This window comes from Cytobacillus kochii (assembly GCF_020171845.1).
GTDB lineage: Bacteria > Bacillota > Bacilli > Bacillales > Cytobacillaceae > Cytobacillus > Cytobacillus kochii.
Genome location: NZ_JAIVAM010000003.1, coordinates 257,735 through 282,335, shown reverse-complemented (window position 1 = coordinate 282,335; position 24,601 = coordinate 257,735). Strand labels below are relative to the sequence as shown.

Here is a 24,601-nt window from a genome sequence, read left to right as displayed (position 1 = left end):
CTCCCTTTTTTCAAACATCCTCATATTTTAGTTTAATCACACCATACATGTATGGTCAAATCCATTTTCATCTAATCAATCAACACTTATCAGATCTTTTAGTTTTTCAAACGTTTTTTCTCCAATTCCTGATACTTCTTTTAAATCTTCAATAGCTTTAAAAGAGCCGACTTCCTCTCTATACGAAAGAATATCTTCTGCTTTTGAAGGGCCAATTCCTGGCAGTGTTTCAAGCTGTTCAACCGTTGCTTGATTCAAATTGATTTTCCTATCATTACCATCGTTTAACGGCGGTAATGACGACACGCCCTCTTCCCCCACTTTTGGAATATAGATAACCATTTCGTCTGTCAGTTTCTGAGCAAGATTGACTTGTTTTTGATCCGCTTCACTTAGAAACCCTCCTGCAACTTGAATAGCATCTACAATACGCTGGGTGCTTTTTAATGCATAGACGCCAGGATCTTTGACTTCTCCTTTAATGTCAACCATAACATCATCATCTGAATAATTCTCTTCTTCTTCTTGAGATGTTTCTCCCCCTTCTTCAAAACCTTTATCATCAAGCAACCATTCATTTTCCACTTCAACCGTATTGTTTTGATTTAGAAGTGGGGAGAGCAACCACATACATACAGCACCAACAATGAATCCAGCCACTATTAAAATATACAGGGCGTATTGCTTCACCCATTCCATTTTCATCAATTCCTTTCAATAGACATAATTTCAACTGGTGCTTCATATTTTTAATAGGAGTCATTTTTTGTTGGCGAAGGAGGGATGTATTTTGAATATCGGTATAATTGGCACAGGCAATATGGGGAGAATTTTGACAGAAGCCTTGCTTGATAGCAAAGCTGTTTCCCCTTCTTCCATTACCATTACAAACCGTACCATTGCAAAATCATTAGAGATAAAAAAAGCGTATCCAGATATCAACGTGGCACGAGATGCACTGACAACTGCAAAGATGTCTTCACTTATTTTCGTGTGTGTCAAACCGCATGATGTTTACGAAGTCATTCAAACCATTCAACCGAGTCTAAATAGAGACAAATGCGTCATCTCTATAACAAGTCCTATTGCGGTAAATCAATTAGAGTCAGTTTTGTACTGTTCAAGTGCAAGAGTCATTCCGAGTATTACGAACCGAGCATTAGCTGGTGTCTCTCTAGTCACATATGGAGATCATTGCTCAAAAGAATGGCGAGAAAGTATTCAATGGTTGTTTGAACAAATTTCTGTCCCTACCATTATTGAGGAAAATATCACAAGAGTGGCTTCAGATATCGTTAGCTGTGGTCCTGCATTTTTTAGTTACTTAACCCAACGATTTATCGATGCCGCTGTTAAGGAAACAAAGATAGATAATGATACAGCCACAAAATTAGCTAGTGAAATGCTGATAGGTTTAGGGGAATTGTTGCGCCAAGGACATTATACATTACCTACTTTACAAGAAAAGGTGTGTGTAAAGGGCGGAGTTACTGGCGAAGGCATAAAGATACTTGAAAAAGAGTTAGGAGATATGTTTGAACACTTGTTTCAAGCGACTCACTCAAAGTTTACTGAGGATATAAACCTGGTTAAAACGCAATATACAACTATATAATAGTTCTATAAAAAATGCCATAATCCTTCTAACAAAAAAAGAGTCTCGGAATTTTTTCCGGGACTTTTCTTTGTTTATTTTATGTTTTTCAGCTTTTTACAAATAAAAAATAATCTTTCAGCATGGTTCATTTCTGTATTTTTTTCATTAAAATCAACGAAAAAAGTAGTTATTTCAAAACCTGCCTCTTTCAACCATTGTCTATATACGTCGAATTCATACGTTCTCTGAAAATGGCATTCATCATATCGTTTGTATGTTCCTATTTTTTCATCAAGGACGAAGAATGACAAATCATGTTCTACACTATGAGGAAATTCCCCTTCAAAACTTTGCCAAATATAACTTACGTCTTCTTCATTTAGGGCAAACGTTTGATTAACAAACAAATCATCAATTTTATGAACGGTATGCACGTCAAACATAAACAAACCGTCATCAGCTAAATGTTCATATACACCTGAGAAGGTAGATTTTACTTCATCTTCTGATCGGAGATAGTTCAATGAATCACAAAAAATAGTAATGATATCATAGCAACCAATTTCATCTAATTCGGACATATCCTGCTCTAAAAATTGAATTGATAGGGCTTCGTTCGCTGCTTTCCTTTGTGCAACCGCAAGCATATTGTCTGATAAATCAGCCCCAGTCACTTCATATCCTTTTTTAGCCAATCGCAAAGACAGCTCACCTGTTCCACAAGCAAGATCTAGGAGGCGCTTACCTTTTAATTGATGAAGATTACACTGTGATGCAACAATGGATACCCACTTTTCATAAGGTGCATCTACCATTAATCCATCATAGAGATAAGCAAATTGCTGATAACTCATTACGGTTGCAGCTCACTTTTAATATCTTCCGTTTTCGCATCGCCCCAAAGACGTTCTAAGTTATAATAACTTCTTTCATCACGATGGAACACATGTGCAACGATATCGCCTAAGTCAACTAAAACCCAGCGTGCTTCATCAAATCCTTCCATTCTTTTGACTTCATAGCCGCTTTCTTCAGCTTGGTCTTTTACCTCTTTAGCAATAGCTTGCACTTGCTTATCTGAATTCCCGTGACAAATAACGAAATAATCCGCTATTAACGAGATTCCTTTCATATTTAGTGCCACAATATCTTCTGCTCTCTTACTGTCTACTGCTTTAACAACTGTTGTAAGTAATTGTTTTTCTGACATATCATCAACCCTTTCTATTCATCACTAAATCATTGTACATCGTTAATGTGAGCGGATAGACTGATTGATTTTTTTTCATTAGAAAAAGAATAGAGTTTTTCACAGCTTGAATTAATGCTTCATCCAAATCACGCTGTGCAAGTTCTCTCACTTCTTCAACACCAGGAAAATGCCTACCCGGCTCAATATAGTCCGCTAAATACACAACTTTCTCTAATAATGACATATTAGCTCGCCCTGAAGTATGATAGCGTATTGCCTCTAATATTTCACGATCAGTAATACCAACTTTCGTTTCAACTAAATATGCGCCCACTGGTGCATGCCATAACTCACTATTATATTCTAGTAAGTCTGAAGGCATGTCTTCTGCTATGATACATGCTTTCATTTCTTCCTTAGGATGAAATTTAGCATAATCATGAAAAATGGCGGACATCTCAGCTTTCTTCACATCTGCTCCGAATCTTTCTGCCAATTCAATGGCACTGTTCATCACACCAATAGTATGTTGATATCGATGGTCTGTTAATTGTTCTTTGACAATCTCTAATGCCTGTTCACGGTTCATATAGGTGATTCTCCTCCATGTATGTGCGGACATTTTCTGGCACTAAATACTTAATTGTCTTTCCATTTTGCATGCGTTCTCTAATCAAAGTAGATGAAATGCCAATCTCAGGAATCTCAACATAATCAACGGGATATTTGGTCGTTAATTGATAATCTGGTCTCTTTACACCTACAAAAGTAACTAGATCGAGTAAATAATCTATATCACGCCATTTATGCAGATACTCTACCATGTCCGCGCCAATAATAAAGAAAAATTTTGTATCTTTCTCTCTTTCATGTAAGATCTTGATCGTATCAACAGTGTAAGAAGGACCTTTTCTTTCTAATTCTACTAATTCTATTTGAAATTGTGGATGATCACTAACCGCTCTTCTTAATAATGCTACTCTATCTTCATTACTTAAATAGTAACTCTTCTTTTTATGAGGTGGCTCTTGGTTAGGCATAAACCAAATCTCGTCTAAGTCTTTTGCATGCAATACTTCATTAGCGATAATTAAGTGACCTAAGTGAGGAGGATCAAATGTACCTCCTAGGATTCCTATTCTTTTCATCCTTTTCCCCCCACAGGATCGTTTAAGGTAATTTAATTTGTTTATTTTCTTTTGATTGTTTATAAAGCACAATCATATTGCCAATCACCTGTACAAGTTCCGCTTTAGTTCCTTTAACTAACAATTCGGCTACAGTATCCTTATCTTCATCACAGTTTTGTAAAATGCTTACTTTTAATAGTTCTCTTGCTTCTAATGCTTCCGCAATTTGCTTCACCATATTATCATTTACGCCGCCTTTTCCCACTTGGAAAATCGGGTTTAAATGATGTGCTTCTGATCTTAAATATCTCTTTTGCTTACCTGTTAACATAATTTCCTCCTAATTGTTGCTCCACATTTCTTCTCATTCGTTCCGTGTCTGGCATTTGAGAAGTCCATAACTCAAACGCTAACGCTCCTTGATAAACAAACATCTCTAGCCCATTTTGTACACGTGCTCCCTTTGCTTTTGCTTCTGCTAAAAAGGCTGTTTCAAATGGATTATATATAATATCGCTAACAAAGACGTCTTCACGCATAAGATTAAGATTAAGTGGTTTTTCATTCATTCTCGGTGACATTCCGATCGAAGTCGTTTGAATGATACAATCATATTCGTTCAGTTTATGTGCTGCATCACCCAATGTCAATGCTCGCATATCTACATCGTACGGACAATCAGCAATCAATTGCGCCGCACGATTAACGGTGCGATTGGCAATTGTGATATGGGAAACACTCGCTTGTGCTAAAGCATAGACAATAGCTTTAGCAGCCCCTCCTGCACCCACTACCAATATTTTACTTTCACTAAACTGTGGTTGATGGTTTTTCAGACCTCGGAGAAAACCCGTTCCATCCGTATTATAGCCAATTAACTTTCCATCCCTGTGAATGACAGTATTTACCGCCCCTATTGCTTCTGCTAAAGGATCTAGTTCATCTAAATACGCCATAATTGTCTCTTTATGTGGCACAGTCACATTAAATCCTGCTATACCACATGCCCTTAAGCCCTTTATTGCATCCGATAAATTTTCCGATTGAATATGCAATGGTAAATAATGCGCATCCATTTCGTAGTACTGAAATAAATCATTATGCATCACAGGTGACATCGAATGTGCAATAGGATCCCCAATTACTGCATAAAACTTCTCCACTCTTCTTCTCCCCTTTGACGATAAGGATTATATCAGTGATTTTCTAAGTGAAACATTAACACCCTTAGGTACATATGCTGCGATTTTGCACCCTGCTGTAGGTACTGTTATCCAACCTAAACCTGAATAAACGACATCTGTCTTATCTTCTTTTATGGTAAATTCATGACGGATGAGTTCAGGAAACTCGTCTAATTCATCCTTACGAGGTGGTGTCAGCATTTCTCCAGCATGCTTTTCGTATAATTCATCTGCTTTTTTTAATTTTGTCCGATGAATTTGGATTTCATTAGAAAAATGACAAATAAATGATGTCCGGTCACCATGAATAAAATCAAATCGACTTAATCCACCAAAATAAAGGGTTTGACCATCATTTAATTGGTATACTTTCGGCTTTATTTCTTTTTTCGGTGTAATGATTTTCAAATCACGCTTGTCAATATAATGTGCCATTTGATGATGATTAATAATCCCTGGTGTATCGATGAGGGCTTTTCCATCCTCTAAAGGAATTTCAATCATATCTAATGTTGTTCCTGGAAAATGAGAAGTAGTAATGATATCCCCTTCTCCAGTTACCTCTTTTATTATCCTGTTAACAAATGTTGACTTTCCAACATTCGTGCAACCGACAATATATACGTCTTTACCTTTTCTATAACGATCAATCTCTGCTGCTATTTCTTTCATTTGTTGCCCTTTTGCAGCACTAACTAAAAAGACATCTTCAGGTTTCAAACCAAGTTCCTTCGCCTGCTGCTTCATCCAGTGAATTAATTTATTATGATTCACTGATTTTGGTAGTAAATCTACTTTATTACCAACTAATAATACTTTATTATTACCTACAAACCTGTGCAATCCAGGCAACCAACTACCATTAAAATCAAAGATATCAACAATCTTTACAATTAAAGCATCTTTATTTCCTAAGCCATTTAGAATTTTTAAAAAGTCGTCATCTGTTAAACTGACATCCTGTACTTCGTTATAGTGTTTCAAGCGAAAGCAACGCTGACAAATAATTTCTTCTTTTTTTAATGCAGAATTTGGCGCATAACCTATTTCATTCGGATGCTCAGTTTGAATATGCACACCGCATCCTATACAAACGTATTCTTCTTTCAAAGTTAATCCTCCCAATTAATCATACCTTTTTTCTTAAACCAGTTGAGTATTCTTCTTTCTATCGTACGATTGATTTTCGTAAAAAACCCATCTGTTTTTGCGACGGGTACTACTAAAATCGTGTTAAACCCACTTCTATTTCCACCTAATACATCTGTTAATAACTGATCACCAACGACAACAACTTCATGCTTTTCTAGTTGCATTTCTAGTAATGCGCGTTTAAAAGCTCTTCCCATCGGTTTTCTTGCTTGATAAATAAAAGGTGTTTTTAAAGGATCAGAGAAATTCTTTACTCTGCTCTCATTATTATTAGATACAATCGTTACTTTAATATCACTTAAGCGCATTTGTTCGAACCAATTAATCAATTTTGGAGTAGCATTAGGTCTATCCCATTCAACTAACGTATTGTCTAAGTCAGTAATAATCCCTTTAATCCCTTGTTCTTTCAAGATATCTGGAGTAATTTCAAAAATATTCTTTACATGTTGATCCGGTAGAAAATTCTTTAGCACGACCGTTTAAACACCTCATTCTTCATTATTTCAAGCTATCATCTTATTCTGACCTAATATGACATATCACAATCAAATGGTCAATTAGCATTATTCTATATTCGAAAATGAATAATCGAATAAATAGAACTAAAACTTTTCGACAAATTCCAACATTACCATTTTTGTGGATAACTTTATACACATTATACACTGTGAGATTATTTACTCGCACAGAGATATGAACAGTTTAATCACACTTTATCCACTTTCCACTGTGGATAAACGAACGATTGTTCTATTCTATTCATTCTGCTATGGTAGAAGTAACAACAAGAACTTCTTTTAAAATAGCCCTGTTCTTTAGATAAACGAGAACGAATGAGCCGTAATGGAGGTGTGATCCTACATGCGAAAGTTATCTGATGAGCTATTAATAGAATCTTATCACAAAGCTATTCAACTTCAATTATCATTGGATTTCATCCGCCTTATCGAAACTGAAATTCACAGAAGATCCTTATCAAATAGAATAAAAGCTTCTTCCTAGCAGAATCATCGCCCTCCACAATTGTAGGGCTATTCTTTTTGTCTACACAATATGACCGATTACTTCTCCAACTTTTATCGGGGCTGGAAACTGTATTGTCGGTACCAATTGAAAGGCATCTTTTTGAAATAACAAAATCACTGTCGAACCAAATGAAAAATAAGCAACCTCTTCACCTTTTTTCAATGAGTCATTTTGATACGTCCGCTCAATTGAATTGACAAACATGGCCCCTACTTTGACCATTGCTAATTCGCCACCGTCATATTGAATTTCTGATATTTTGCGATAATTTTTAGATAAAGTATCTTTACCAAGAGTTAGACCCCATTTATTCACTGGGTAAGATTTCTTTCCTAAAGTCCATTGCCTCTTTACTTGACCATCTACGGGACTATGAATGCGGTGATAATGACTAGGACTTAAGTAGAAAATCATATACGTCCCACCTTTATATTTCTCCGCTTCTTCCACCCCACCCAGCATTTCTGCAATAGAGTAATCTTTCTCCTTCACAGTAATCACATGTTTACTATCCACCATACCTATATCCTCAATCATTGCATCTACAGGGCTGACAATTGTATCCTCCCCTTGATGAATAGGCCGAGCATCTTCCTTCAATAGACGTATAAAGAATTCATGTAATGTATGGAATTGATCCAAACCGCCTTTAATTTCATCTTCGTTGATACGATACGTCTTAGAAAACGGTTTAATTAAAAATCTACTCATTTTAGATCTTGCAAATTTATATAATATCGATGAGGTCATTCGACCATTCGTTAATTCAATCAATGTTCGATATATCGCTTGCTTCATCTTTAACACCTTTCTATACTTTTTTTCCAAGGAACAAGCACCTATTTCGTAAAGGTGTCTCTCTTCAATTTAGGTTTTTCTAATTCCTACTACTCGTTCTTCATTTCTTAAAGTTCATCTATCATCACTGAATAATTATCATAAATAAAGTCAATTATGTTTATGTTTTTTCTTCATGCATTAAAGCGAGAGGTGTCTTTCATATTTAATAACCCACCCTCACCGTCTGCTATTATATCACTAGTTAACAGTCCAGCCTATTAAAATTATCGTAAGGAATGATGATTGTAAAGAGGAAAGAATGAATATGTTGTAAACTTGAGATGATTTACATAGATAGAAGGCATCATTCTAGAGATTTTCGAAGATAGTGAAGATTCATCTTATGATAGAGGCTAAGCAAAAATCGTATATTAATTTGGTCATACTATCCTAGCCTCTATTCTTTCTTTTATAATGAAGTAGTCAACTGCATAAACTCCTCAATATCCTTTATACAAAGGCTGGCAGCGTTTTCCCAAAAGTCAGGTTTTGTTAAATCCTCATTTAGATGCTTCATCGCAAGAGATTCAACGGTCATAGAACCAGTATCTTTTAATAAATTTACGTATTTCTTTTCATAACTTGGACCTACTTCTTGTGCTTGTTTATAGATTCCTAATGAGAAAAGATAGCCAAATGTGTAAGGGAATTGATAAAAAGGTGTATGGGTATTGTAAAAATGCAATTTGGAAGCCCAAAAATACGGATGATAATGTTCTAACGAATGACCATATGCTTGTTTTTGCGCACTTGTCATTAATTCATTTAATCGCTCTCGTGTGACTGTACCTTTTTTTCTTTCTTCATAAAAAGCGGTTTCAAACAAATAACGTGCATGTATATTCATAAACATCGTAACAGTCCGACTAATCTTATCATCCAGAAGAACCACTTTTTCCATTTTTGTTTCCGCCTGCCTTACTGAAGCATCAGCGACAATTAGCTCAGCAAAAGTCGATGCTGTTTCTGCTACATTCATGGCATATTTTCGATTAAAGAAAGGGATGTCTTTCATTACAAAACTGTGAAATCCATGTCCAAGCTCATGCGCAAGTGTAGAAACATTACTAGGTGTCCCAGAATACGTCATAAAAATCCGTGACTGCCCACTGTCGGCAAAATATGTGTGAAATCCTCCTGGACGCTTATTCGGACGATTCTCAGCCTCAATCCAACGGCCTTCAAAAGCTTGTTCTGCAAATGTTTTCATTAAAGGGCTAAATGTACCAAATTGTTCAATGATAAACTTCGCGCCCGCTGTGAAATCTTTCTTTGTATCGACTTCACCGATTGGTGCATCTAAATCAAACCAGCTTAATTTATTTACCCCAAGTAATTTTGCCTTTCTTTCTAAATAACGAGTGACTGGTTCTTTATATTTCTCTACCGCTGCCCACATACTATGTAAGGTTTCTTCTTTCATTCGGTTATTAAGAAGCGGCTCTTTTAGAGGGCTATTCCAACCTCTTTTCTTATTGGCCATTAACCGATATCCTGCTATGTGATTTAATGCTTTTGCAAAGATAGGAGATTTCTCCTCCCATGCCTGTTCCATTTGATTAAAGACCTTTTCTCTTAAGGCTGCATTTGACTGTCCCATTATATTATTTGCTTGTCCTACAGATAATGTTGTTTGGCCATTCTCATCTTCATATGGAATGGTAATCATACTAACAGTGGTATGATATAACTCTCCCCAACTGTGAAATCCATCCATACTTAATGATTGAATTAAATCTTCTTCTTGGATTGATAATTTTTCCTGAGCCATCTGGCGCCATTCATCTAAGACAAAAGCTACCGGAGTAAGCGTTTCACTACTTACATATTGCTTCCATTCATCATTACCTATAAGTGTCAACTTATTTTGAAAGGTTAATAGCGCTGTAGAAAAAGTGGATGATTGTTGCATCACTTGCATTTGTAACCGTTCAACCAAAGGATCTACCGTATTCTCAGCTTTTAAACAACTGACGAAGGCGCTTGCCTGCATGAGCTTTTTAAATACTTCTTCAGATGACCTTAAAACTTGTCCTATACTATTTATAGTATGTTCTTCATTTTCTGTTATTTGCATATCGTTAGCCAGTGAAGTAAATTCTTGCATCAAGATCCCTATTTGCTCTAGATAATTTTGAAACGTTTGTGATTGACTACCTCCTTCAAAAAAACTTTCTAAATCCCAAACCTCCGTATAAGTTGTATGAGTCATTCTAATCTCTCCCTTCTAATATTTAAATACTATCAGAGGTTTCAGATTATTAATACTTTTTAGAACGATTTATATGGCATAAAAATACTCCCTTATAAGTACCAAGCTTATTACTTGTCTACCTATAAGGGAGCGTATCATCGTGTTTTTTGCGTTTAATTTTACTAGATTATGCAAAATGTAGGAGGTTATTTTGCTTCGATTGCAGGTGTTTTAATTGTTTCAATATGATATAGACTGCCTTCAGTTTCTAGAATAAATTCAGGCTTTGGCTTTCCTCTACTTGCTTTATGTCCAGCAATATGTGCTTCGCTTTTCTCCCAGTTCTTCCAATCCTGTTCCGATTCCCAACGGATTTGCAATATAACTTCTTCATTTCCTCGTCGTACTTTTTTTACCATAACTGAGATGTCAATTATCCCTGGCTGTTCATCAATAATGCCTTTTTGGCTGAATTTCTCCACAAGATGATGGGCATTACCTTCAGTTACAGTAAATTTTTTCATTTGAACGAACATATTTAAATCCACCTCTACATTTCATGATATAACTCCATTGTAATCGATAATGATTATCATCGTCAACCGTATGATCTGTCTGCTTTTGCCGTTTACGAAAGGAAATAAGCGCAGTCAACATTAAACAAAGTCTTATGTTGATTTTGTACATTCATAAAATAATCAAATCGATGCGCGTTTCCTTTGAAAATCACACAGGTTACAGTGGTTCTCCATTTTACGATACCCACTTGCATTAGGCGAGTTATATGTGGAGATCAATCATAAGAAATCCGCTTTTCTGTATGCAATCGAATATATTCACACATCTCAAATTCATGTAATAAAAAGTACTTAGTTTAAATTTATTGTGTCAATGATTAAACGACCCTTTTCTTCACAAAGCTCGTTCATTTCACTACTATATCTGCCATAGCTCTTACCTCACTTCATTGCAGTCATTTTTCTATACTACAAAGAAACCACAGCATGGAAACTGTGGTAAATACATACGGTATTCTTAATTCTTCTTCTTCTCTTTTTCCGCTCGATAAAACTCATGAAACATTTTCATTAAGGCTCGTTTTTCAATACGAGAAACGTAGCTCCGTGAAATACCTAATTCTTTCGCTATCTCTCTTTGTGTCTTTTCCTTCTTTAAATCCAACCCAAACCGTCCCACAATCACTTCTTTCTCTCTTTCGTCCAATACATCAATGTATTCTCGCACCTTCTCAAGTTCCATATTCAGCTGAATCGTATTAATCACATCTTCTGATTCAGACTTTAACACATCAATCAACGAAATTTCATTGCCTTCTTTATCCTGCCCGATTGGATCATGAAGAGAGACATCCTTCTTTGTCTTCTTTAGAGCTCTCAAATGCATAAGAATTTCGTTTTCTATACATCTTGCGGCATAAGTAGCAAGCTTTGTTCCTTTGCCTTCAGAATAGCTTTCAATCGCTTTAATTAACCCTATTGTACCGATAGAGATGAGATCCTCAGCATCTTCTCCTGTGTTCTCGAATTTTTTTACAATATGTGCGACAAGTCGAAGATTATGCTCAATCAGCATATTGCGTGCGTGTGAATCCCCTTCTGCCATTTGCCTTAAGTATTTTTTTTCGTCACTTGAAGATAAAGGCTGAGGAAAAGCATTATTCTTCACATATGAGACAAGAAAGACAATTTCTTTAACTAAAAATCCAAGTGCTGTCATAATTCCAGACATAGAGCCACCCCCGCTAGTTTGAACTTTTCGCCTATTAACCATTTCTATGTAGTGGAAAAGCTCTTATTGTCTGTCCTAGCGTATTAATTTTCAATTACAGTGTTTATGGTTTAGTGGAATTGGACGCGGTGTATGCCAATCAGTTAATATGGAGGTATAAGAAATGGATAGAAAGTGGGAACGCTAGTTTGGGAGTGAATCGTTTAGTATTAGGGATTGTTTTTCTTATCATCGCCATGGTTAGTATTGCTGAAATTATATTTGAAGGCTTTTCATGGAAACCAGTTGTCATTTTTGTCATTGGTTTATTTTTAATTATGTTTTTATGGAAACGACCTGATAAATAAAATCATGATGGGACATCTAAAAGCTAGAGGTCCCATCAATTCTGTCTCTATATTTTTCTCTTTTGATTTCTATATCTTTTTGTAAAATAAATCGTGAATAGAGTCATTTTTATCGCCACATACTCTCCCCCTACAAAACATCGTTAGGTTGAGTCCTTCTCAACCCAGAAATAAACCTTTCTTCCTTGTAATAAAAACATCATGATCTCCTCCACCTTTCTTTTTTTCCTTTATCCTTAGTAAAAATTGCGATAGATTTCTTCTTGTCGTGCTTTATGGTCTTCAAGAAGACGGTTCACATATTCATCATGCATTCGTTCTTCAGTCGAGCGTTTTCTAGCTTTAATTGTCACCGTTAGAAAAATTAGATTTAATGTCATCCTGCAGCACCTCCTCTCTTTATCTATCCAAAAATGAACACAAAAATGCCGCAAAGGAGCACTCACCCCCGTACGGCATTAAGAAATAAACATAAAAATGCCGCAGGAGATGACAATTCCTCCCTGCGGCATGGATAGACAAAAATTAAATGAAGCGATCCATTCCAAATAGGTCGAAATTGATTTGTATTTGAGTTTCATTTACTGCTGTAGTTAAATTGCATAAGTTTTTCATTGTTTCCGACCTCCCTTTTCTTTAGAATATTTCCGCTTACATTGGTAAGTATATCCAAGAAACAACCATTTGTAAACGGCTTTTTGCAAAAAATTTTAAAAAGGGCGAAAATAATTATTTTTCTCCTTAGAACGCCCTACCTTTCATTGAAAACAGAAAAAAGCCCACCCCTTAGGTGAGCCTCAAACTTACTTTTCTAAAGCGAGCTTTAAATCTTCAATTAAATCCTCAACATCCTCTAAACCTACAGAAATTCTTACAAGTCCGTCTGTGATACCAAGTTCATCACGACGTTCTTTTGGTATAGATGCATGTGTCATTCTTGCTGGAACGGAGATTAAGCTTTCAACAGCACCGAGGCTTTCTGCAAGAGTAAAGTATCTCACATTTTCAAGTAGCTTATCAGCGTTCGCTTCACTGCCAACATCAAAAGAAACCATTCCTCCAAAACCATCTGCCTGTTTCTTGGCGATGTCGTGATTTGGATGAGACTCAATCCCAGGATAATACACTTTTGATACTGCAGGATGCTGTATAAGAAACTCGACAATCGCCTTTGTGTTACTTTCCGTTTCTTCCATTCTGATTCCTAATGTTTTAATTCCTCTCATTAGCAACCATGAATCTTGAGGCCCTAACACTCCACCGGTTGAATTTTGAACAAAATGTAGTTCTTCTGCGAGCTTCTCATTATTTACAACCACTAACCCTGCAACAACATCGCTATGTCCACCTAAGTACTTCGTCGCGCTGTGAAGCACGATATCTGCACCTAACTCAATTGGCGTTTGCCAATAGGGTGTTGAAAATGTATTATCAACAATTGTTAATAGATTATTTTCTTTTGCTAATTTTGCTGCTGCTTCAATATCCGTGATTTTCAGAAGTGGGTTTGTTGGTGTTTCAATATATACAGCCTTTGTATTTGGCTTTATGGCAGCTGTGATATTGTTTAAGTTACTTGTATCAACAAATGTCGCTTCAATACCGAATCGATTAAGCACTTTCGTAATCACACGATAAGTTCCCCCGTATACATCATCAGTGAGAATGATATGATCCCCACTATTAAAAAGCATCACAGTAGCAGTGATTGCTGCCATCCCTGAGCCATAAGCAAAGCCTGCATGCCCAGCTTCTAAATCTTTAATAAGCTCTTCTAATGCATGTCTTGTTGGGTTACCTGTACGTGAATATTCAAAGCCTTTATGGTTACCTACGCCGTCTTGTTTATAAGTACTTACTTGATAGATAGGTACAGATACTGCACCTGTTGTTGGATCACCAGCAATTCCGCCATGAATTAATTTTGTTTTTCTTTTCATATCAAATACCTCCTTCATAAATCTTTTTACTTAAATAACGCTCACTGCCATCTGGAAAAATCACCACAATATTCGTACCTGCTGGAGCTTGTTCTGCTTCTAATAGTGCTGCATGCAAAGCTGAACCAGATGAACTACCGACAAGCATTCCTTCTTTTTCGGCTAATTGCTTTACTCTATTAAAAGCGTTCTCATCACTTATTGTATGAATGCTATTAAAATAAGTGGTATCCATATAATCTGGTAAAAATTCCATACCGATTCCCTCTGTTTTATGCGGACCAGATTCGCCACCATTTAAGATGGAACCTTCTGGCTCAACAATGACGGTTTTTATTTGTTCTCTTTTTTCTTTTAAATAACGAGCAGTGCCCATAAATGTGCCACCTGTACCTGCACCGGCTACAAATATATCCACATTCCCATCAAGATCATCCCATATTTCAGGGCCTAAAGTTCGGTAATAAGTATCCGGGTTAGCCGGATTTGCAAATTGCTGTGGACAAAATGCATTCGGGGTTTCCTTTAAAAGCACTTCTGCTTTGGCAATGGCACCTTTCATTCCTTCTTCTGTAGGTGTTTGAACGACTGTAGCTCCTAAAGCTCTCATCAGATCTTGCTTTTCAATACTAAACTTCTCAGGTACACAAACAATCACATTCACATCTTCTTTTAATGCTGCTAGCGCTAGACCTATACCTGTATTGCCTGCTGTTGGCTCAATAACTGTTCCACCTTTTTTTAACTTACCACTTTCAAAAGCATTTCTTAATAATTCTTGTCCTAGGCGGTCTTTTACACTGCCACCGGGGTTCATGTATTCTAACTTAGCAAATAAACGCACACCTTCTGGTAAGTCAAACTGCGAAATTTCTACCATTGGCGTTTGTCCAATTAATTCATGAATGCTTCGGTAAACCTTCATAACTTCCCGTCCTTTGTTGATTATTTACTTTTGATTCCTTCGACTATTTTCATAACAAGATTGGCAGAGTGTAATGCTGCTTTCTCTAGGAATTGATCAAAAGAAATATTAGATTCTTTACCAGCAATATCAGATAAAGAGCGAATAATCACAAAAGGTGTATCAAAGGCATGAGCAACCTGCGCAATCGCTGCTGCTTCCATTTCTACTGCTTGCAATGCCGTGAATTTATCTTGTATTAGTGCGGTTTGCGCTGGGTTGCTGATAAATGAATCTCCAGTCGCAATCAGTCCTCTTATAACTGTTATACCTTCTAACTCTTTACCACTCTCTTCAGCAATTTCCAATAACGCCTCATGTGCAATAAAGGCAGGAGGTTGTTGTGGTACTTGACCATATTCATAACCAAATACAGTTGCGTCGACATCATGATGTCTAACTTCAGATGAAATAACGACATCACCTACATTTAATTCAGGGTTGAATCCTCCTGCAGAACCTGTATTGATGACATAATCCGGCTTGAACTTCTCCAAAAGAATGGTAGTGGACATTGCTGCACTCACTTTACCAATGCCAGAACGAAGAAGAACAACGTCTGCTCCGTTCATTTTACCTTCTGTATATTCACAGCCAGCAATCACTTGCTGTTTCTTCTCATCCATATGGTCCCTTAAAATTGTTACTTCTTCTTCCATTGCTCCGATAATAGCTATTTTCATTACTTTCCCTCTTTCTAAGCTTTGACACCTTCCATAATCCAAACAAAATCATTGCAGCGATTAAATGAAACTGAAAAACCATTCACCCGCATAATCTCTCTTAATACGGGAATTGTCGTATAGTATTCTCGCTTTAAATCTTCAGCTAGATTATGGTAACCCTTTTCAGTGGCATCAGTAATAGCCTTTTGATAAGCATCAACAGATTCATACATTGTATCCGCAAACACTATTTTACCACCAGAAGGTAACATCTTTCCATACTGTTCAATCGCCAAAGACTTTTCTTCATCTGTTAAATGGTGAAAGGCATACGAACTTACTATGGTATCTACGTTTTCATCTATTTGAAAGTTTAAGAAATCACCATCGAGCACTTTTGCTTTGTCTTGTAACTTGTTGATAGCAATCTCTCTCATTGATTTCGACGGTTCAATTCCGATAACAGTTAAATCACGTTTTAATAATTTTACGGTTAAATTGCCTGTACCTGGGCCAAATTCTAATACATTACCTGTAGCTCTATCCGCCACCTCTTGTAGCAATTGATCATAGTATAAGAAAACATCCTTATATTCTTCATCATGGCCTGTTACTGTATCATCATATGTTTTAGCCCACTCTTCAAATAATTCAATAAACTCTTTCCCCATTTCGCAACCTCCTGCACGTAATTACAATAGCAATAATTCCTATGAGTATACTATGAATTAATTTGTAACATGTTCCCAATCTACCACACCCCTTCTTAAGTTTCAAGAAAAATCAATATCCACTTTTCTCATTGCACGGAAAATGAAATTTACTTAAAATGAGGAGTGATAGCGTATGAAAGGATGATTAACTTGAACTTTCAATTAGATTTTATTGAGGATAAAGTAGAATTTTTCGAAGCAACAAAGCTAGACGATTTAGAAAAGAAAATAAATGAGCAAATTGAAACAAATAAAGCCATTATGCTAGAAGTTCATCATGTTGCTCACCAAATGCATCTAGATGAAAACGGCAAAAGGTTTTATTCAGCTGTTGTTCATTTTAAACTGAAGAAAAAGTAGAGGGAAAATTCCATGCGATGCAGGTTATCCTTTGTTGCAGGAGGACACTTAGAAGTCACCACTTTCTAAAATCCAACCATATGTTGACTATGCAAAAAAAACGCGAACAAATGAATGTTCGCGTTTCATTCTGGCTAGGAAAACCAGTTTTTCTTATATACTATTTAATTCTTCTACCTTCGTCGGTTTCCATCCTTTTCCGTCTACCCATTCAATATATACACGATACATTTCGTCTTTATTTGGTGAAGCTACTGTACCAACAGAACGATTTACACCGTCATTACCAAGGAAATAAACAGTCATAGCTGAACGATCTAATCCAGTTGCATAAGTGATTGCGCGAAGCATTTCATCCCAATCCACATGACTCTGATCATACACAGCTGTAGGATGGTCGTCTTGTACTGTACCTACAGGTTGCCAAGCCGGATTTTCTACTGTTCTTTTTACATCAGCACTACTGCCGCCTTCAGTGACAATCTCTTCCTCTTTTACTTCTTCTTCATTGTTTTCTTCTTCATTAGTTTCTTCATCTTTATTCTCTTCATTATCTTTATTTTCTTCACTGTTACCTTCTTGACTTCCCTCATCTGTTGCATCATCTTTTTCATCACTGTTATTTTCTTTAGAAGTTTCTTCTTTATTTACTTCTTCATTCGCAGCAGAATCCGCTGGTTGATTCTCGTCTTTTCCACCGGAGAAAATAATCGTACCTACAACGATGATGAGCAGGATAACGACGCCAATTAAGCCATTTAAGATTATGTTTGTTTTTTTCCTTTTCGATCTTTTATCATAACGGGATGAACCATTATCAGTATTATTCAAAGGAATACCTCCTAATTTAAAAAAGAAATATCATAGCTGAAAACATTTTAACATGTCTTTTAAAAAACTTGAAGGGATAACCATTACGTGGAATGATCTAATCTATGTATTTCTTTCACAATATCAGCAAATAAAGAAAGTGGTGATGGGTCGGTACTTTTGGCATCTAACCGGACAGTTACTAGTGCATATCTCGGGTTATCGTATGGGAAATAGCCAGCAAACCATTTATTTTCTAGTTCCTGCCCATTCAGTTTTTTTCCTGTTTCCCCTGTTCCCGATTTGCCTGCTACTTGATACGGTACATTTTGTAGTTGCCTACCTGTCCCCAAATCATGATTGACAACTTCAAGAAGAAGCTTTTGTAATGATATGGCTGTATATGGCTTTATATTTTTACCAACTACTCTTTTAGGCTGAAAGCTCTTTACTTTCGTACCATTTTTATATTCTAGTTGCGAGGCGACACGTACCATCTGCTTTTCTCCCCCTCTCGCGATTGTTGCCATCATATTTGCCACAGCTAACGGTGTACTGCGGACATCTAATTGACCAATGGATGTTAGAGCAATTAGATTTGTATCTTTTCTATTCTGCGGATCACTAAAGACCTGGCCTTGTTCTTCATCTGCCATTTGCTGAAAGCCCTTTAAATGATAGAAATCTCCTTGCCATCCTACTTTTATCGAAAGGCCTAATTTATTGGCATAGCTATCCATCACCAATGGTTCTATAGACATCAGTTCTTTGCCAACCGTTGCAAATGTATAATTACAACTTCTCGCAAAACTATCTTTAAAGTTAAGCATGCCGTATTGATAATTTTTATCTATTTCTCCATTGATTGACTGATTACAATCAAACATACGACTTTTTGCATCTAGCCCATAATCTATCGCTGCTGCAGCGATAACTGTTTTAAAAATAGACCCTAGTACTTGATTTTGCACCATAAAATTATTCGTACCTTCTTCGCCATGAGCGAAAGGGTTGACTGGGTTCACTTTCGGACGAGAAACCATCGCGACAACTGAATTATCCTCAATATCTATTAACACCATCCCCCCTTTGGTAACCTCGTTTTTATCGACAAGCATTTCCATTCGTTGCTGCCATTCAAAATCAAGCGTCGTTCTAATATTCAATGGATAAAAAGGATTCGCAGGGTGAACATACTTTACATTCGAGCCAAATAATGGTCTTCCTTTTCCATCAACATGATAAATGAGCTTTGTTTCACCTTCTCCAGACAAAAGTTCATCAAAGCTTTTTTCCATCCCAGTTGCACCTAGTCTTGTTATGTTAGATAGGTGTTTATTAGGATATCTTTGGGTTAGTAAAAAATCTCTATTGGCAATCCCTAATAATTGTTCTGCTGGTCTCTCATAAATCGGGTATGATTTTCTCACTGCAAACACACCTGGTATTTCCAACTGATTAATCTCCTCCATTTGTTCATTAGACAAAATGAAAGGCTCTCGGTCACCAAACACAATAGGATTCTTTATTGCTTGAACTTTTTGACGGAGTTGATTTTTATCAACTTTAAGAATTTCAGCTACACTCGAGACATCCCATTCTATATCTTTTAGGAACGGAAAAAGGATTAAAACCGTTTTATAGGCAACAGTTAATTGTTTACCATCCCTATCAAGAAAATTCCCTCTCTCGGCATCTATGGCTATTTCCTTAGAACGTTGTGCGACACTTTGACTGATCAAGTTTATGTCTCGATTTGTAAAATGCTTTGTTTCAAACAACTGTATTTGAGCCAGTCTAACAATAAGTATTGATAAAATAATCATCATGACAGAAACAAACAGAATGACTCGTTTTCTTTGCATAAAAACACCTCGTCAAAAGTGTTGACGAGGTGTTTCTATTTCAAACGCTAAAACACGATAATTTTATTAGTTAATACTTGTTATCTTAACACTCATTTCTCCACCTGGTGTTTGCACAGACACTTCTTCGCCTACTTTTTTGCCAATAAGACTTTTAGCAATGGGTGAATCATTGGAAATTTTGCCCTCAAAAGGATCTGCCTCTGCACTACCTACGATAGAATAAGTTTCTTCTTCACCATCAGGTAATTCTATGAAAGTAACCGTTGAACCTAAGCTAACTGCGTCGCCTTTCATCTCATCCTCAGTAATGATTTTAGCATTACGAATCATATTTTCAAGAGTCGTAATACGACCTTCTACAAAAGCTTGTTCTTCTTTAGCAGAATCATATTCTGAGTTCTCAGATAAGTCACCAAAACTACGAGCTATTTTTATACGTTCAACCACTTCTTTTCGCTTAACGGTTTTTAGGTTTTCTAGTTCTTGTTCTAATTTCGTTTTACCTTCTTGTGTCATTGGAAATACTTTTTCTGTACTCAAAACACTCACTCCTTTACCATATATAACCAATTATTATTGGTCAAAAGTATGTATAAATTTTATAAACAATGCATTTACAGCGCGTCCTTATCGAACGCGCCTATCTATGCAAACGTTTGTAGCCTTATTATTTTTCTATGCTATTGTGTCATAAAAAAGACTTTTCTTCAAGAATTGTTTGAATTTTTGTGACCATTAAATCAATTGCCACTTTATTTTGTCCACCTTCAGGAATGATGATATCGGCATATCTCTTAGTCGGTTCGATAAATTGATTATGCATTGGACGAACGACGCTAACATATTGCTCAATTACTGAGTCAATGGAACGCCCTCGTTCCTTAATATCACGCATAAGCCTTCTAATAATTCTAAGATCTGCATCAGTATCGACAAATAGCTTCATATCCATTAAATCACGTAAACGTTCATCTTCAAGTACAAGAATCCCCTCTAAGATAATCACATCTTTTGGTTCAACAACGATGACATCATCTGACCTCGTATGAATAGAATAGTCATAAACAGGCTTTTCGATGACCTCGTGATTCGTTAAAGAGATGATATGCTCAATTAATAAGTCTGTGTCAAACGCAAGTGGATGATCATAATTAGTTTTCAAACGTTCTTCAAAAGGTAGATGTGCTTGATCTTTATAGTAATAGTCTTGTTCTAACATAAGAATAGAATGACCTTGAAATCGATTATAAATCGCCTTCGTTACACTTGTCTTTCCAGAGCCTGATCCACCAGCTACACCGATGACAATCGGTTTTCTCTTCATCTTTATCAATCTCCCTAACATCGTAGCGTTTTTGCTACTGTTTAACAATATACACCTTTTTGCTATGATTGCCAAACATATGGTACTTATACTAGTAATAATTCTTTATCACAACAAAACTTATTTCTTTCTACTAATCGCAACACCATCACCGATAGGCAAAATCACGGTATGGTAACGATCATTTTTCATAAGCCATTCATTAAATTGGTCAATTTTTTGCACTAGGTTGCGGATGCGTTTTTTTTCTATCTCTGCCTTTTCATAAACGAGGCCTTTAAATAACACGTTATCAGTAATAATTACACCAGAATTATTTAAATATTGACTATACATCTCGAAAAACTTCTTATACTGTCCTTTTGCTGCATCAATAAATATCATATCATAGTCACCTAATAATCGAACCTCATCTTCTTGCTCTAATGCGTCGCCTTTAAGTAAGGTGATTTGATTCGCCATGCCGCTTCTTGCAAAGTAGTTCTCTGCCTTTTCATAGCGCTCCTGATCTCTTTCCAATGTTATAATATGAGCAGATGGACAAGCTTCAGCCATTCGTAATGCGGAATATCCGATTGCTGTCCCAATCTCTAATATTTTTGTTGGTTGTTGAATTCGTACAATCTGTAACATGGCTTCAATACCTTCTAGTTCCATAATTGGCACACGATTTTCCCTAGCGTATTCTTCCATTTCCATGAAGAGGTTTGTACGATCCGGTATTAATTTTTGCATATATGTAATTAGCTCATCATTTAGCAATTACTTTCACCTCTATTAATTTAACTTCCATCCTTTGCATATGCAAGAAAAAAAGCGCTCACATTAGTAGATTGTCAAAGAGCTTGGACCATCTACGCTTTTTGCATGATACGCCACCTAAAAAAAAATATATAAAATACTTGTGCTATTTTACCACAAAAAAAAGAGGAAAGCTATGAGATTTTATCATAAATGATGATCTAACATCATTCACACCCCTTTAGCTTCCTCTGTTTTTTAATTATTACTAGTTATGTGCTCATTTTTCTTCACATTATGTTCATCTAATGTTTTAGAGAATAAAACTTCTCCTTCTGGTGTAGCTAGGAAATACAAATAATCAGTTTCTTCAGGATTCAATGCAGCTTCAATAGAAGTTGAACCTGCATTAGCAATCGGTCCAGGTGTTAGGCCATTGTATTTATATGTGTTATATGGGTCATCTATTTCTAAATGCTTATACAATGTCCTTTCCTTATGCTCACCATGTGCATATAAAACGGTGGGATCTGTTTGTAAAGGCATGTCTTCATCCATACGATTATAAAAAACGCTGGCTATCTTATCGCGGTCCACTTGTGCAGTGGCCTCTTCTTCGATTAATGAAGCCATTGTGAGTAATTCATGGACAGACATCTCTTTTTTCTCCATTGCTTCTGTGTACTGAGTAAGCACTTCACTTGTCTTCTTAATCATTGGTGTGATAATTTCTTCTATCGTTGCATCTTCTTTGTAGTAATCATATGTGGCAGGGAATAGATAACCCTCTAAAGGGTATTTAATATTCTCCGCAAAAACATCATCAGTAATGACACTTGGAAATTTCTCCTGCATTTTCTGTACAAATGCTTTATCATTTAATTCTGCAAAGACTTCGTCTGCATCCATGTCTGCTTTTTCTGCTATAATTGCCGCAATTTGCTCCAACTGCTTGCCTTCAGGAAGTGTGACTTTAAACACGACTTCTTGATCTACATTTCCAGTTTTTAGCTCTGATATTACTTGACCTAATGTCATCGCCGGTGCCAATTCATAAGTTCCTGCCATAAATCCTGATTCATTCTTTAGCTTCACATAGTATTTGAATACTCTAGCATCCTTTATTATCCCATTCTCCTCTAGTACTTGTCCGATTCCTGAAACGGATGAGCCAATGGGGATTTCGACATTCTTGACTTTGTCGTTATCTGGATTAACAGGTTTTAAAGCAGAATTCACATAAAGGAACCCACCTAGCCCTCCAACACCTATGATTACAAATAATATTATGGCTGTAATTAACACGATTTTACGCACAACTTTCGCCTCTGTTTGCCTCTCTATCAACTGTTTTTTCATCTTACCTTTTTTATCATCTGTCATGGTAAACCTCCTTGCAACTATTTCCCCTTACTATTCATACTTCCATTACGCCTCATGTTGCTACTGTATTAATAGCTGGAAAATAGCTCTCATACATCTCGGATTATTATACTATACTTTCTGTCATAGGATAGCATATTTAGACAAAATTCTTCTACTATAGAACGAATCAGTTATACTGAAAGCATCAATCAATAATACCTCTCCCTTAAAAAGAAGTTAAGTTTATAGAGAATGAAATAGAAATGAGGACCATGCTGAAAGTGGAGGTTTTTTGTTTGAGATAGTTATATTTTGCTAAGTCCTCTCCTTAGTCGCAAGTTCACCTGCGAAGAATATAGAACATAAAAAAAGACCCACTAAGTACGCGGGTCTTTTCAAACTTACTCTTCTTCATTTTCTAAAAATGTATTTAACATCTCTTCGATAAGGTCCCATTCTTCGTCCGTTTCAATTGGCATTAATTCACCATCAGTATTATCTTCACTTGGAACGAATGCAGATGCATGAATTTCAACCTCTTCTTCATCCTCATCTGCACCAATTGGATAATAAAGAACATAAGATTTGCCAAATTCTTCAGAGTCAAAAGTAAAAAGCACTTCGCAAAGCTGCTCGTTACCTTCCTCATCTACTACTGTGATATTGTTTTCTCCGTGATCCATTTCTTTCACCTCTTAATTCTGGCTATCTAAATAACCTTGTAAAATCATGACTGCCGCCATTTTATCAATCACTTTTTTCCTTTTTTTGCGACTGACATCTGCATCAAGTAGGACTCTCTCTGCAGCGATTGTAGTGAGACGCTCGTCCCAATAAATAACCTCAACACCGAAACGTTTGTTAAGTTCATTGCCATAGAACTGACTCGCTTCACCTCTAGGCCCTATTGTACCATTCATGTTCTTAGGAATGCCAACAACAACTTTTGTTACTTCATATTCTTTGAGCAGCTCACCAATACGTTTAAATCCGTACTGATTCTGTTCCTCATTTATTTTCACTGTTTCGATGCCTTGGGCTGTCCAACCAAGACCATCACTAACAGCCACGCCGACAGTTTTTGAGCCGACATCTAATCCCATTGTACGCATATTATCCCTCTCGTTGCTGTTTTAAATACGACTTCACAAGTTCTTCAATAATTTCATCCCGTTCTAACTTGCGAATCACATTCCTTGCATCTTTGTGACGGGGTATGTAGGCAGGGTCTCCAGAAAGCAGGTAACCTACAATTTGATTAATAGGATTATACCCTTTTTCCTGCAGAGCATCGTGAACATGGAACAATACTTTATTGACATCTTGTTCAAATGGTTCCTCAGGAAAATTAAATCTCATCGTTTTGTCAAATGAGCTCAATTGCTACACCTCACTATTCTGTTCTTAAGCGATTAAGCTACCTATTCAAAAAGAGAA

Annotated in this window: 31 protein-coding genes; 4 read left to right on the top strand and 27 right to left on the bottom strand. The window is 36.4% G+C overall.

Annotated elements, in window-relative coordinates; genetic code table 11:
- Positions 1–75: 75 nt before the first annotated feature.
- The gene (locus LCM23_RS04845; protein ID WP_224935927.1) at positions 76–699 is read right to left on the bottom strand and encodes a helix-hairpin-helix domain-containing protein; all 624 of its coding nucleotides are present in this window, start codon (positions 697–699) and stop codon (positions 76–78) included.
- 91 nt (positions 700–790) lie between these two features.
- Here LCM23_RS04845 and comER point away from each other — a divergent pair, with 91 nt between their 5' ends.
- The gene (gene comER / locus LCM23_RS04840) at positions 791–1,615 is read left to right on the top strand and encodes a late competence protein ComER (RefSeq protein ID WP_095372496.1); all 825 of its coding nucleotides are present in this window, start codon (positions 791–793) and stop codon (positions 1,613–1,615) included.
- Between the two features lie 74 nt (positions 1,616–1,689).
- Here the strand turns inward: comER and LCM23_RS04835 are convergent, their stop codons facing one another.
- The 8 genes from LCM23_RS04835 to LCM23_RS04800 are packed head-to-tail and all read right to left on the bottom strand — an operon-like array spanning position 1,690 to position 6,731.
- A complete protein-coding gene (locus LCM23_RS04835; protein ID WP_224935926.1) occupies positions 1,690–2,451 on the bottom strand; it encodes a class I SAM-dependent DNA methyltransferase in 762 nt (253 codons plus the stop codon).
- Positions 2,451–2,807, bottom strand: a complete 357-nt coding sequence (gene rsfS, locus LCM23_RS04830; protein ID WP_224935925.1) for a ribosome silencing factor — start codon at positions 2,805–2,807, stop codon at positions 2,451–2,453. The genes LCM23_RS04835 and rsfS overlap by 1 nt, the downstream gene beginning before the upstream one ends.
- 4 nt (positions 2,808–2,811) lie before the next feature.
- Complete coding sequence (yqeK, locus tag LCM23_RS04825; protein WP_224935924.1) at positions 2,812–3,378, bottom strand: bis(5'-nucleosyl)-tetraphosphatase (symmetrical) YqeK; 567 nt, start codon at positions 3,376–3,378, stop codon at positions 2,812–2,814.
- On the bottom strand, positions 3,368–3,937 hold the full coding sequence (locus LCM23_RS04820; protein WP_224935923.1) for a nicotinate-nucleotide adenylyltransferase: 570 nt from the start codon (positions 3,935–3,937) through the stop codon (positions 3,368–3,370). The genes yqeK and LCM23_RS04820 overlap by 11 nt, the downstream gene beginning before the upstream one ends.
- A 22-nt stretch (positions 3,938–3,959) precedes the next feature.
- The gene (gene yhbY / locus LCM23_RS04815; RefSeq protein ID WP_095372491.1) at positions 3,960–4,250 is read right to left on the bottom strand and encodes a ribosome assembly RNA-binding protein YhbY; all 291 of its coding nucleotides are present in this window, start codon (positions 4,248–4,250) and stop codon (positions 3,960–3,962) included.
- On the bottom strand, positions 4,237–5,082 hold the full coding sequence (aroE, locus tag LCM23_RS04810; RefSeq protein WP_224935922.1) for a shikimate dehydrogenase: 846 nt from the start codon (positions 5,080–5,082) through the stop codon (positions 4,237–4,239). Before aroE ends, yhbY begins: the two co-directional genes overlap by 14 nt.
- A gap of 27 nt (positions 5,083–5,109) precedes the next feature.
- Positions 5,110–6,213 carry a ribosome biogenesis GTPase YqeH gene (gene yqeH / locus LCM23_RS04805; protein ID WP_224935921.1) on the bottom strand — a complete coding sequence of 368 codons (1,104 nt, stop codon included), beginning with the start codon at positions 6,211–6,213 and terminating at the stop codon, positions 5,110–5,112.
- Positions 6,214–6,215: 2 nt separating this feature from the next.
- On the bottom strand, positions 6,216–6,731 hold the full coding sequence (locus tag LCM23_RS04800) for a YqeG family HAD IIIA-type phosphatase (RefSeq protein ID WP_224935920.1): 516 nt from the start codon (positions 6,729–6,731) through the stop codon (positions 6,216–6,218).
- A gap of 388 nt (positions 6,732–7,119) precedes the next feature.
- Here LCM23_RS04800 and sda point away from each other — a divergent pair, with 388 nt between their 5' ends.
- Positions 7,120–7,260 carry a sporulation histidine kinase inhibitor Sda gene (gene sda / locus LCM23_RS04795; protein WP_095372487.1) on the top strand — a complete coding sequence of 47 codons (141 nt, stop codon included), beginning with the start codon at positions 7,120–7,122 and terminating at the stop codon, positions 7,258–7,260.
- 42 nt (positions 7,261–7,302) lie between these two features.
- On the opposite strand, the gene LCM23_RS04790 is transcribed toward sda, so the two are convergent.
- The 4 genes from LCM23_RS04790 to sigK form a co-directional block, all read right to left on the bottom strand.
- Positions 7,303–8,082 (bottom strand): phosphatidylserine decarboxylase, encoded by a 780-nt coding sequence (locus tag LCM23_RS04790; RefSeq protein WP_224935919.1) that lies wholly within the window; start codon positions 8,080–8,082, stop codon positions 7,303–7,305.
- A gap of 451 nt (positions 8,083–8,533) precedes the next feature.
- Positions 8,534–10,336, bottom strand: coding sequence for a M3 family oligoendopeptidase (locus tag LCM23_RS04785; RefSeq protein ID WP_224935918.1), 1,803 nt, complete (start codon positions 10,334–10,336; stop codon positions 8,534–8,536).
- Positions 10,337–10,524: 188 nt separating this feature from the next.
- Positions 10,525–10,854 (bottom strand): antibiotic biosynthesis monooxygenase, encoded by a 330-nt coding sequence (locus tag LCM23_RS04780; protein WP_224935917.1) that lies wholly within the window; start codon positions 10,852–10,854, stop codon positions 10,525–10,527.
- A gap of 499 nt (positions 10,855–11,353) precedes the next feature.
- Positions 11,354–12,067 carry an RNA polymerase sporulation sigma factor SigK gene (gene sigK / locus LCM23_RS04775; RefSeq protein ID WP_095372484.1) on the bottom strand — a complete coding sequence of 238 codons (714 nt, stop codon included), beginning with the start codon at positions 12,065–12,067 and terminating at the stop codon, positions 11,354–11,356.
- Between the two features lie 119 nt (positions 12,068–12,186).
- Here sigK and LCM23_RS04770 point away from each other — a divergent pair, with 119 nt between their 5' ends.
- Complete coding sequence (locus tag LCM23_RS04770) at positions 12,187–12,414, top strand: hypothetical protein (protein WP_224935916.1); 228 nt, start codon at positions 12,187–12,189, stop codon at positions 12,412–12,414.
- Positions 12,415–12,650: 236 nt separating this feature from the next.
- Here LCM23_RS04770 and LCM23_RS04765 read toward each other — a convergent pair whose 3' ends face one another.
- From LCM23_RS04765 to LCM23_RS04745, 5 genes are all read right to left on the bottom strand, one after another.
- Positions 12,651–12,794: a YrzI family small protein gene (locus LCM23_RS04765; protein WP_224935915.1), complete on the bottom strand. Its 144-nt coding sequence runs from the start codon at positions 12,792–12,794 to the stop codon at positions 12,651–12,653.
- Positions 12,795–13,217: 423 nt separating this feature from the next.
- On the bottom strand, positions 13,218–14,354 hold the full coding sequence (locus LCM23_RS04760; protein ID WP_224935914.1) for a bifunctional cystathionine gamma-lyase/homocysteine desulfhydrase: 1,137 nt from the start codon (positions 14,352–14,354) through the stop codon (positions 13,218–13,220).
- 1 nt (position 14,355) lies between these two features.
- A complete protein-coding gene (locus LCM23_RS04755; protein WP_224935913.1) occupies positions 14,356–15,279 on the bottom strand; it encodes a PLP-dependent cysteine synthase family protein in 924 nt (307 codons plus the stop codon).
- 20 nt (positions 15,280–15,299) lie between these two features.
- Positions 15,300–16,001 (bottom strand): 5'-methylthioadenosine/S-adenosylhomocysteine nucleosidase, encoded by a 702-nt coding sequence (gene mtnN, locus LCM23_RS04750; protein WP_224935912.1) that lies wholly within the window; start codon positions 15,999–16,001, stop codon positions 15,300–15,302.
- A 14-nt stretch (positions 16,002–16,015) separates the two neighbouring features.
- Positions 16,016–16,654, bottom strand: coding sequence for a class I SAM-dependent methyltransferase (locus LCM23_RS04745; protein WP_224935911.1), 639 nt, complete (start codon positions 16,652–16,654; stop codon positions 16,016–16,018).
- 192 nt (positions 16,655–16,846) lie between these two features.
- On the opposite strand from LCM23_RS04745, the gene LCM23_RS04740 reads away from it, so the two are divergent.
- Complete coding sequence (locus tag LCM23_RS04740) at positions 16,847–17,056, top strand: YrzA family protein (RefSeq protein ID WP_224935910.1); 210 nt, start codon at positions 16,847–16,849, stop codon at positions 17,054–17,056.
- Between the two features lie 153 nt (positions 17,057–17,209).
- Here the strand turns inward: LCM23_RS04740 and LCM23_RS04735 are convergent, their stop codons facing one another.
- The 9 genes from LCM23_RS04735 to LCM23_RS04695 all read right to left on the bottom strand — a co-directional run bounded on the left by LCM23_RS04735 (position 17,210) and on the right by LCM23_RS04695 (position 24,544).
- Positions 17,210–17,887, bottom strand: coding sequence for a DUF1510 family protein (locus LCM23_RS04735; protein ID WP_224935909.1), 678 nt, complete (start codon positions 17,885–17,887; stop codon positions 17,210–17,212).
- Positions 17,888–17,970: 83 nt separating this feature from the next.
- Positions 17,971–19,731: a peptidoglycan D,D-transpeptidase FtsI family protein gene (locus tag LCM23_RS04730; protein WP_224935908.1), complete on the bottom strand. Its 1,761-nt coding sequence runs from the start codon at positions 19,729–19,731 to the stop codon at positions 17,971–17,973.
- A 66-nt stretch (positions 19,732–19,797) separates the two neighbouring features.
- Positions 19,798–20,274 carry a transcription elongation factor GreA gene (gene greA, locus LCM23_RS04725; protein ID WP_224935907.1) on the bottom strand — a complete coding sequence of 159 codons (477 nt, stop codon included), beginning with the start codon at positions 20,272–20,274 and terminating at the stop codon, positions 19,798–19,800.
- A gap of 148 nt (positions 20,275–20,422) precedes the next feature.
- Positions 20,423–21,058 (bottom strand): uridine kinase, encoded by a 636-nt coding sequence (udk, locus tag LCM23_RS04720; protein ID WP_224935906.1) that lies wholly within the window; start codon positions 21,056–21,058, stop codon positions 20,423–20,425.
- A 120-nt stretch (positions 21,059–21,178) separates the two neighbouring features.
- Positions 21,179–21,820, bottom strand: coding sequence for an O-methyltransferase (locus LCM23_RS04715; RefSeq protein ID WP_224935905.1), 642 nt, complete (start codon positions 21,818–21,820; stop codon positions 21,179–21,181).
- 237 nt (positions 21,821–22,057) lie between these two features.
- Complete coding sequence (gene mltG / locus LCM23_RS04710; RefSeq protein ID WP_224935904.1) at positions 22,058–23,182, bottom strand: endolytic transglycosylase MltG; 1,125 nt, start codon at positions 23,180–23,182, stop codon at positions 22,058–22,060.
- A 383-nt stretch (positions 23,183–23,565) separates the two neighbouring features.
- Positions 23,566–23,847, bottom strand: coding sequence for a DUF1292 domain-containing protein (locus tag LCM23_RS04705; RefSeq protein WP_095372472.1), 282 nt, complete (start codon positions 23,845–23,847; stop codon positions 23,566–23,568).
- A gap of 12 nt (positions 23,848–23,859) precedes the next feature.
- On the bottom strand, positions 23,860–24,276 hold the full coding sequence (gene ruvX / locus LCM23_RS04700; RefSeq protein WP_095372471.1) for a Holliday junction resolvase RuvX: 417 nt from the start codon (positions 24,274–24,276) through the stop codon (positions 23,860–23,862).
- Position 24,277: 1 nt separating this feature from the next.
- Positions 24,278–24,544: an IreB family regulatory phosphoprotein gene (locus LCM23_RS04695; protein ID WP_095372470.1), complete on the bottom strand. Its 267-nt coding sequence runs from the start codon at positions 24,542–24,544 to the stop codon at positions 24,278–24,280.
- Between the last annotated feature and the right edge of the window lie 57 nt (positions 24,545–24,601).

Coding starts and splice junctions, on each gene's coding strand:
- mltG (WP_224935904.1), bottom strand. CDS start 23,182: ATGACAGATGATAAAAAAGGTAAGATGAAAAAACAGTTGATAGAGAGG.
- LCM23_RS04705 (WP_095372472.1), bottom strand. CDS start 23,847: ATGGATCACGGAGAAAACAATATCACAGTAGTAGATGAGGAAGGTAAC.
- yhbY (WP_095372491.1), bottom strand. CDS start 4,250: ATGTTAACAGGTAAGCAAAAGAGATATTTAAGATCAGAAGCACATCAT.
- sigK (WP_095372484.1), bottom strand. CDS start 12,067: ATGTCTGGAATTATGACAGCACTTGGATTTTTAGTTAAAGAAATTGTC.
- LCM23_RS04730 (WP_224935908.1), bottom strand. CDS start 19,731: ATGCAAAGAAAACGAGTCATTCTGTTTGTTTCTGTCATGATGATTATT.
- mtnN (WP_224935912.1), bottom strand. CDS start 16,001: ATGAAAATAGCTATTATCGGAGCAATGGAAGAAGAAGTAACAATTTTA.
- yqeK (WP_224935924.1), bottom strand. CDS start 3,378: ATGAACCGTGAACAGGCATTAGAGATTGTCAAAGAACAATTAACAGAC.
- LCM23_RS04820 (WP_224935923.1), bottom strand. CDS start 3,937: ATGAAAAGAATAGGAATCCTAGGAGGTACATTTGATCCTCCTCACTTA.
- LCM23_RS04790 (WP_224935919.1), bottom strand. CDS start 8,082: ATGAAGCAAGCGATATATCGAACATTGATTGAATTAACGAATGGTCGA.
- udk (WP_224935906.1), bottom strand. CDS start 21,058: ATGAAGAGAAAACCGATTGTCATCGGTGTAGCTGGTGGATCAGGCTCT.
- LCM23_RS04835 (WP_224935926.1), bottom strand. CDS start 2,451: ATGAGTTATCAGCAATTTGCTTATCTCTATGATGGATTAATGGTAGAT.
- ruvX (WP_095372471.1), bottom strand. CDS start 24,276: ATGCGTACAATGGGATTAGATGTCGGCTCAAAAACTGTCGGCGTGGCT.
- sda (WP_095372487.1), top strand. CDS start 7,120: ATGCGAAAGTTATCTGATGAGCTATTAATAGAATCTTATCACAAAGCT.
- LCM23_RS04845 (WP_224935927.1), bottom strand. CDS start 699: ATGGAATGGGTGAAGCAATACGCCCTGTATATTTTAATAGTGGCTGGA.
- rsfS (WP_224935925.1), bottom strand. CDS start 2,807: ATGTCAGAAAAACAATTACTTACAACAGTTGTTAAAGCAGTAGACAGT.
- LCM23_RS04745 (WP_224935911.1), bottom strand. CDS start 16,654: ATGGGGAAAGAGTTTATTGAATTATTTGAAGAGTGGGCTAAAACATAT.
- LCM23_RS04755 (WP_224935913.1), bottom strand. CDS start 15,279: ATGAAGGTTTACCGAAGCATTCATGAATTAATTGGACAAACGCCAATG.
- LCM23_RS04780 (WP_224935917.1), bottom strand. CDS start 10,854: ATGTTCGTTCAAATGAAAAAATTTACTGTAACTGAAGGTAATGCCCAT.
- LCM23_RS04785 (WP_224935918.1), bottom strand. CDS start 10,336: ATGACTCATACAACTTATACGGAGGTTTGGGATTTAGAAAGTTTTTTT.
- LCM23_RS04760 (WP_224935914.1), bottom strand. CDS start 14,354: ATGAAAAGAAAAACAAAATTAATTCATGGCGGAATTGCTGGTGATCCA.
- LCM23_RS04765 (WP_224935915.1), bottom strand. CDS start 12,794: ATGACATTAAATCTAATTTTTCTAACGGTGACAATTAAAGCTAGAAAA.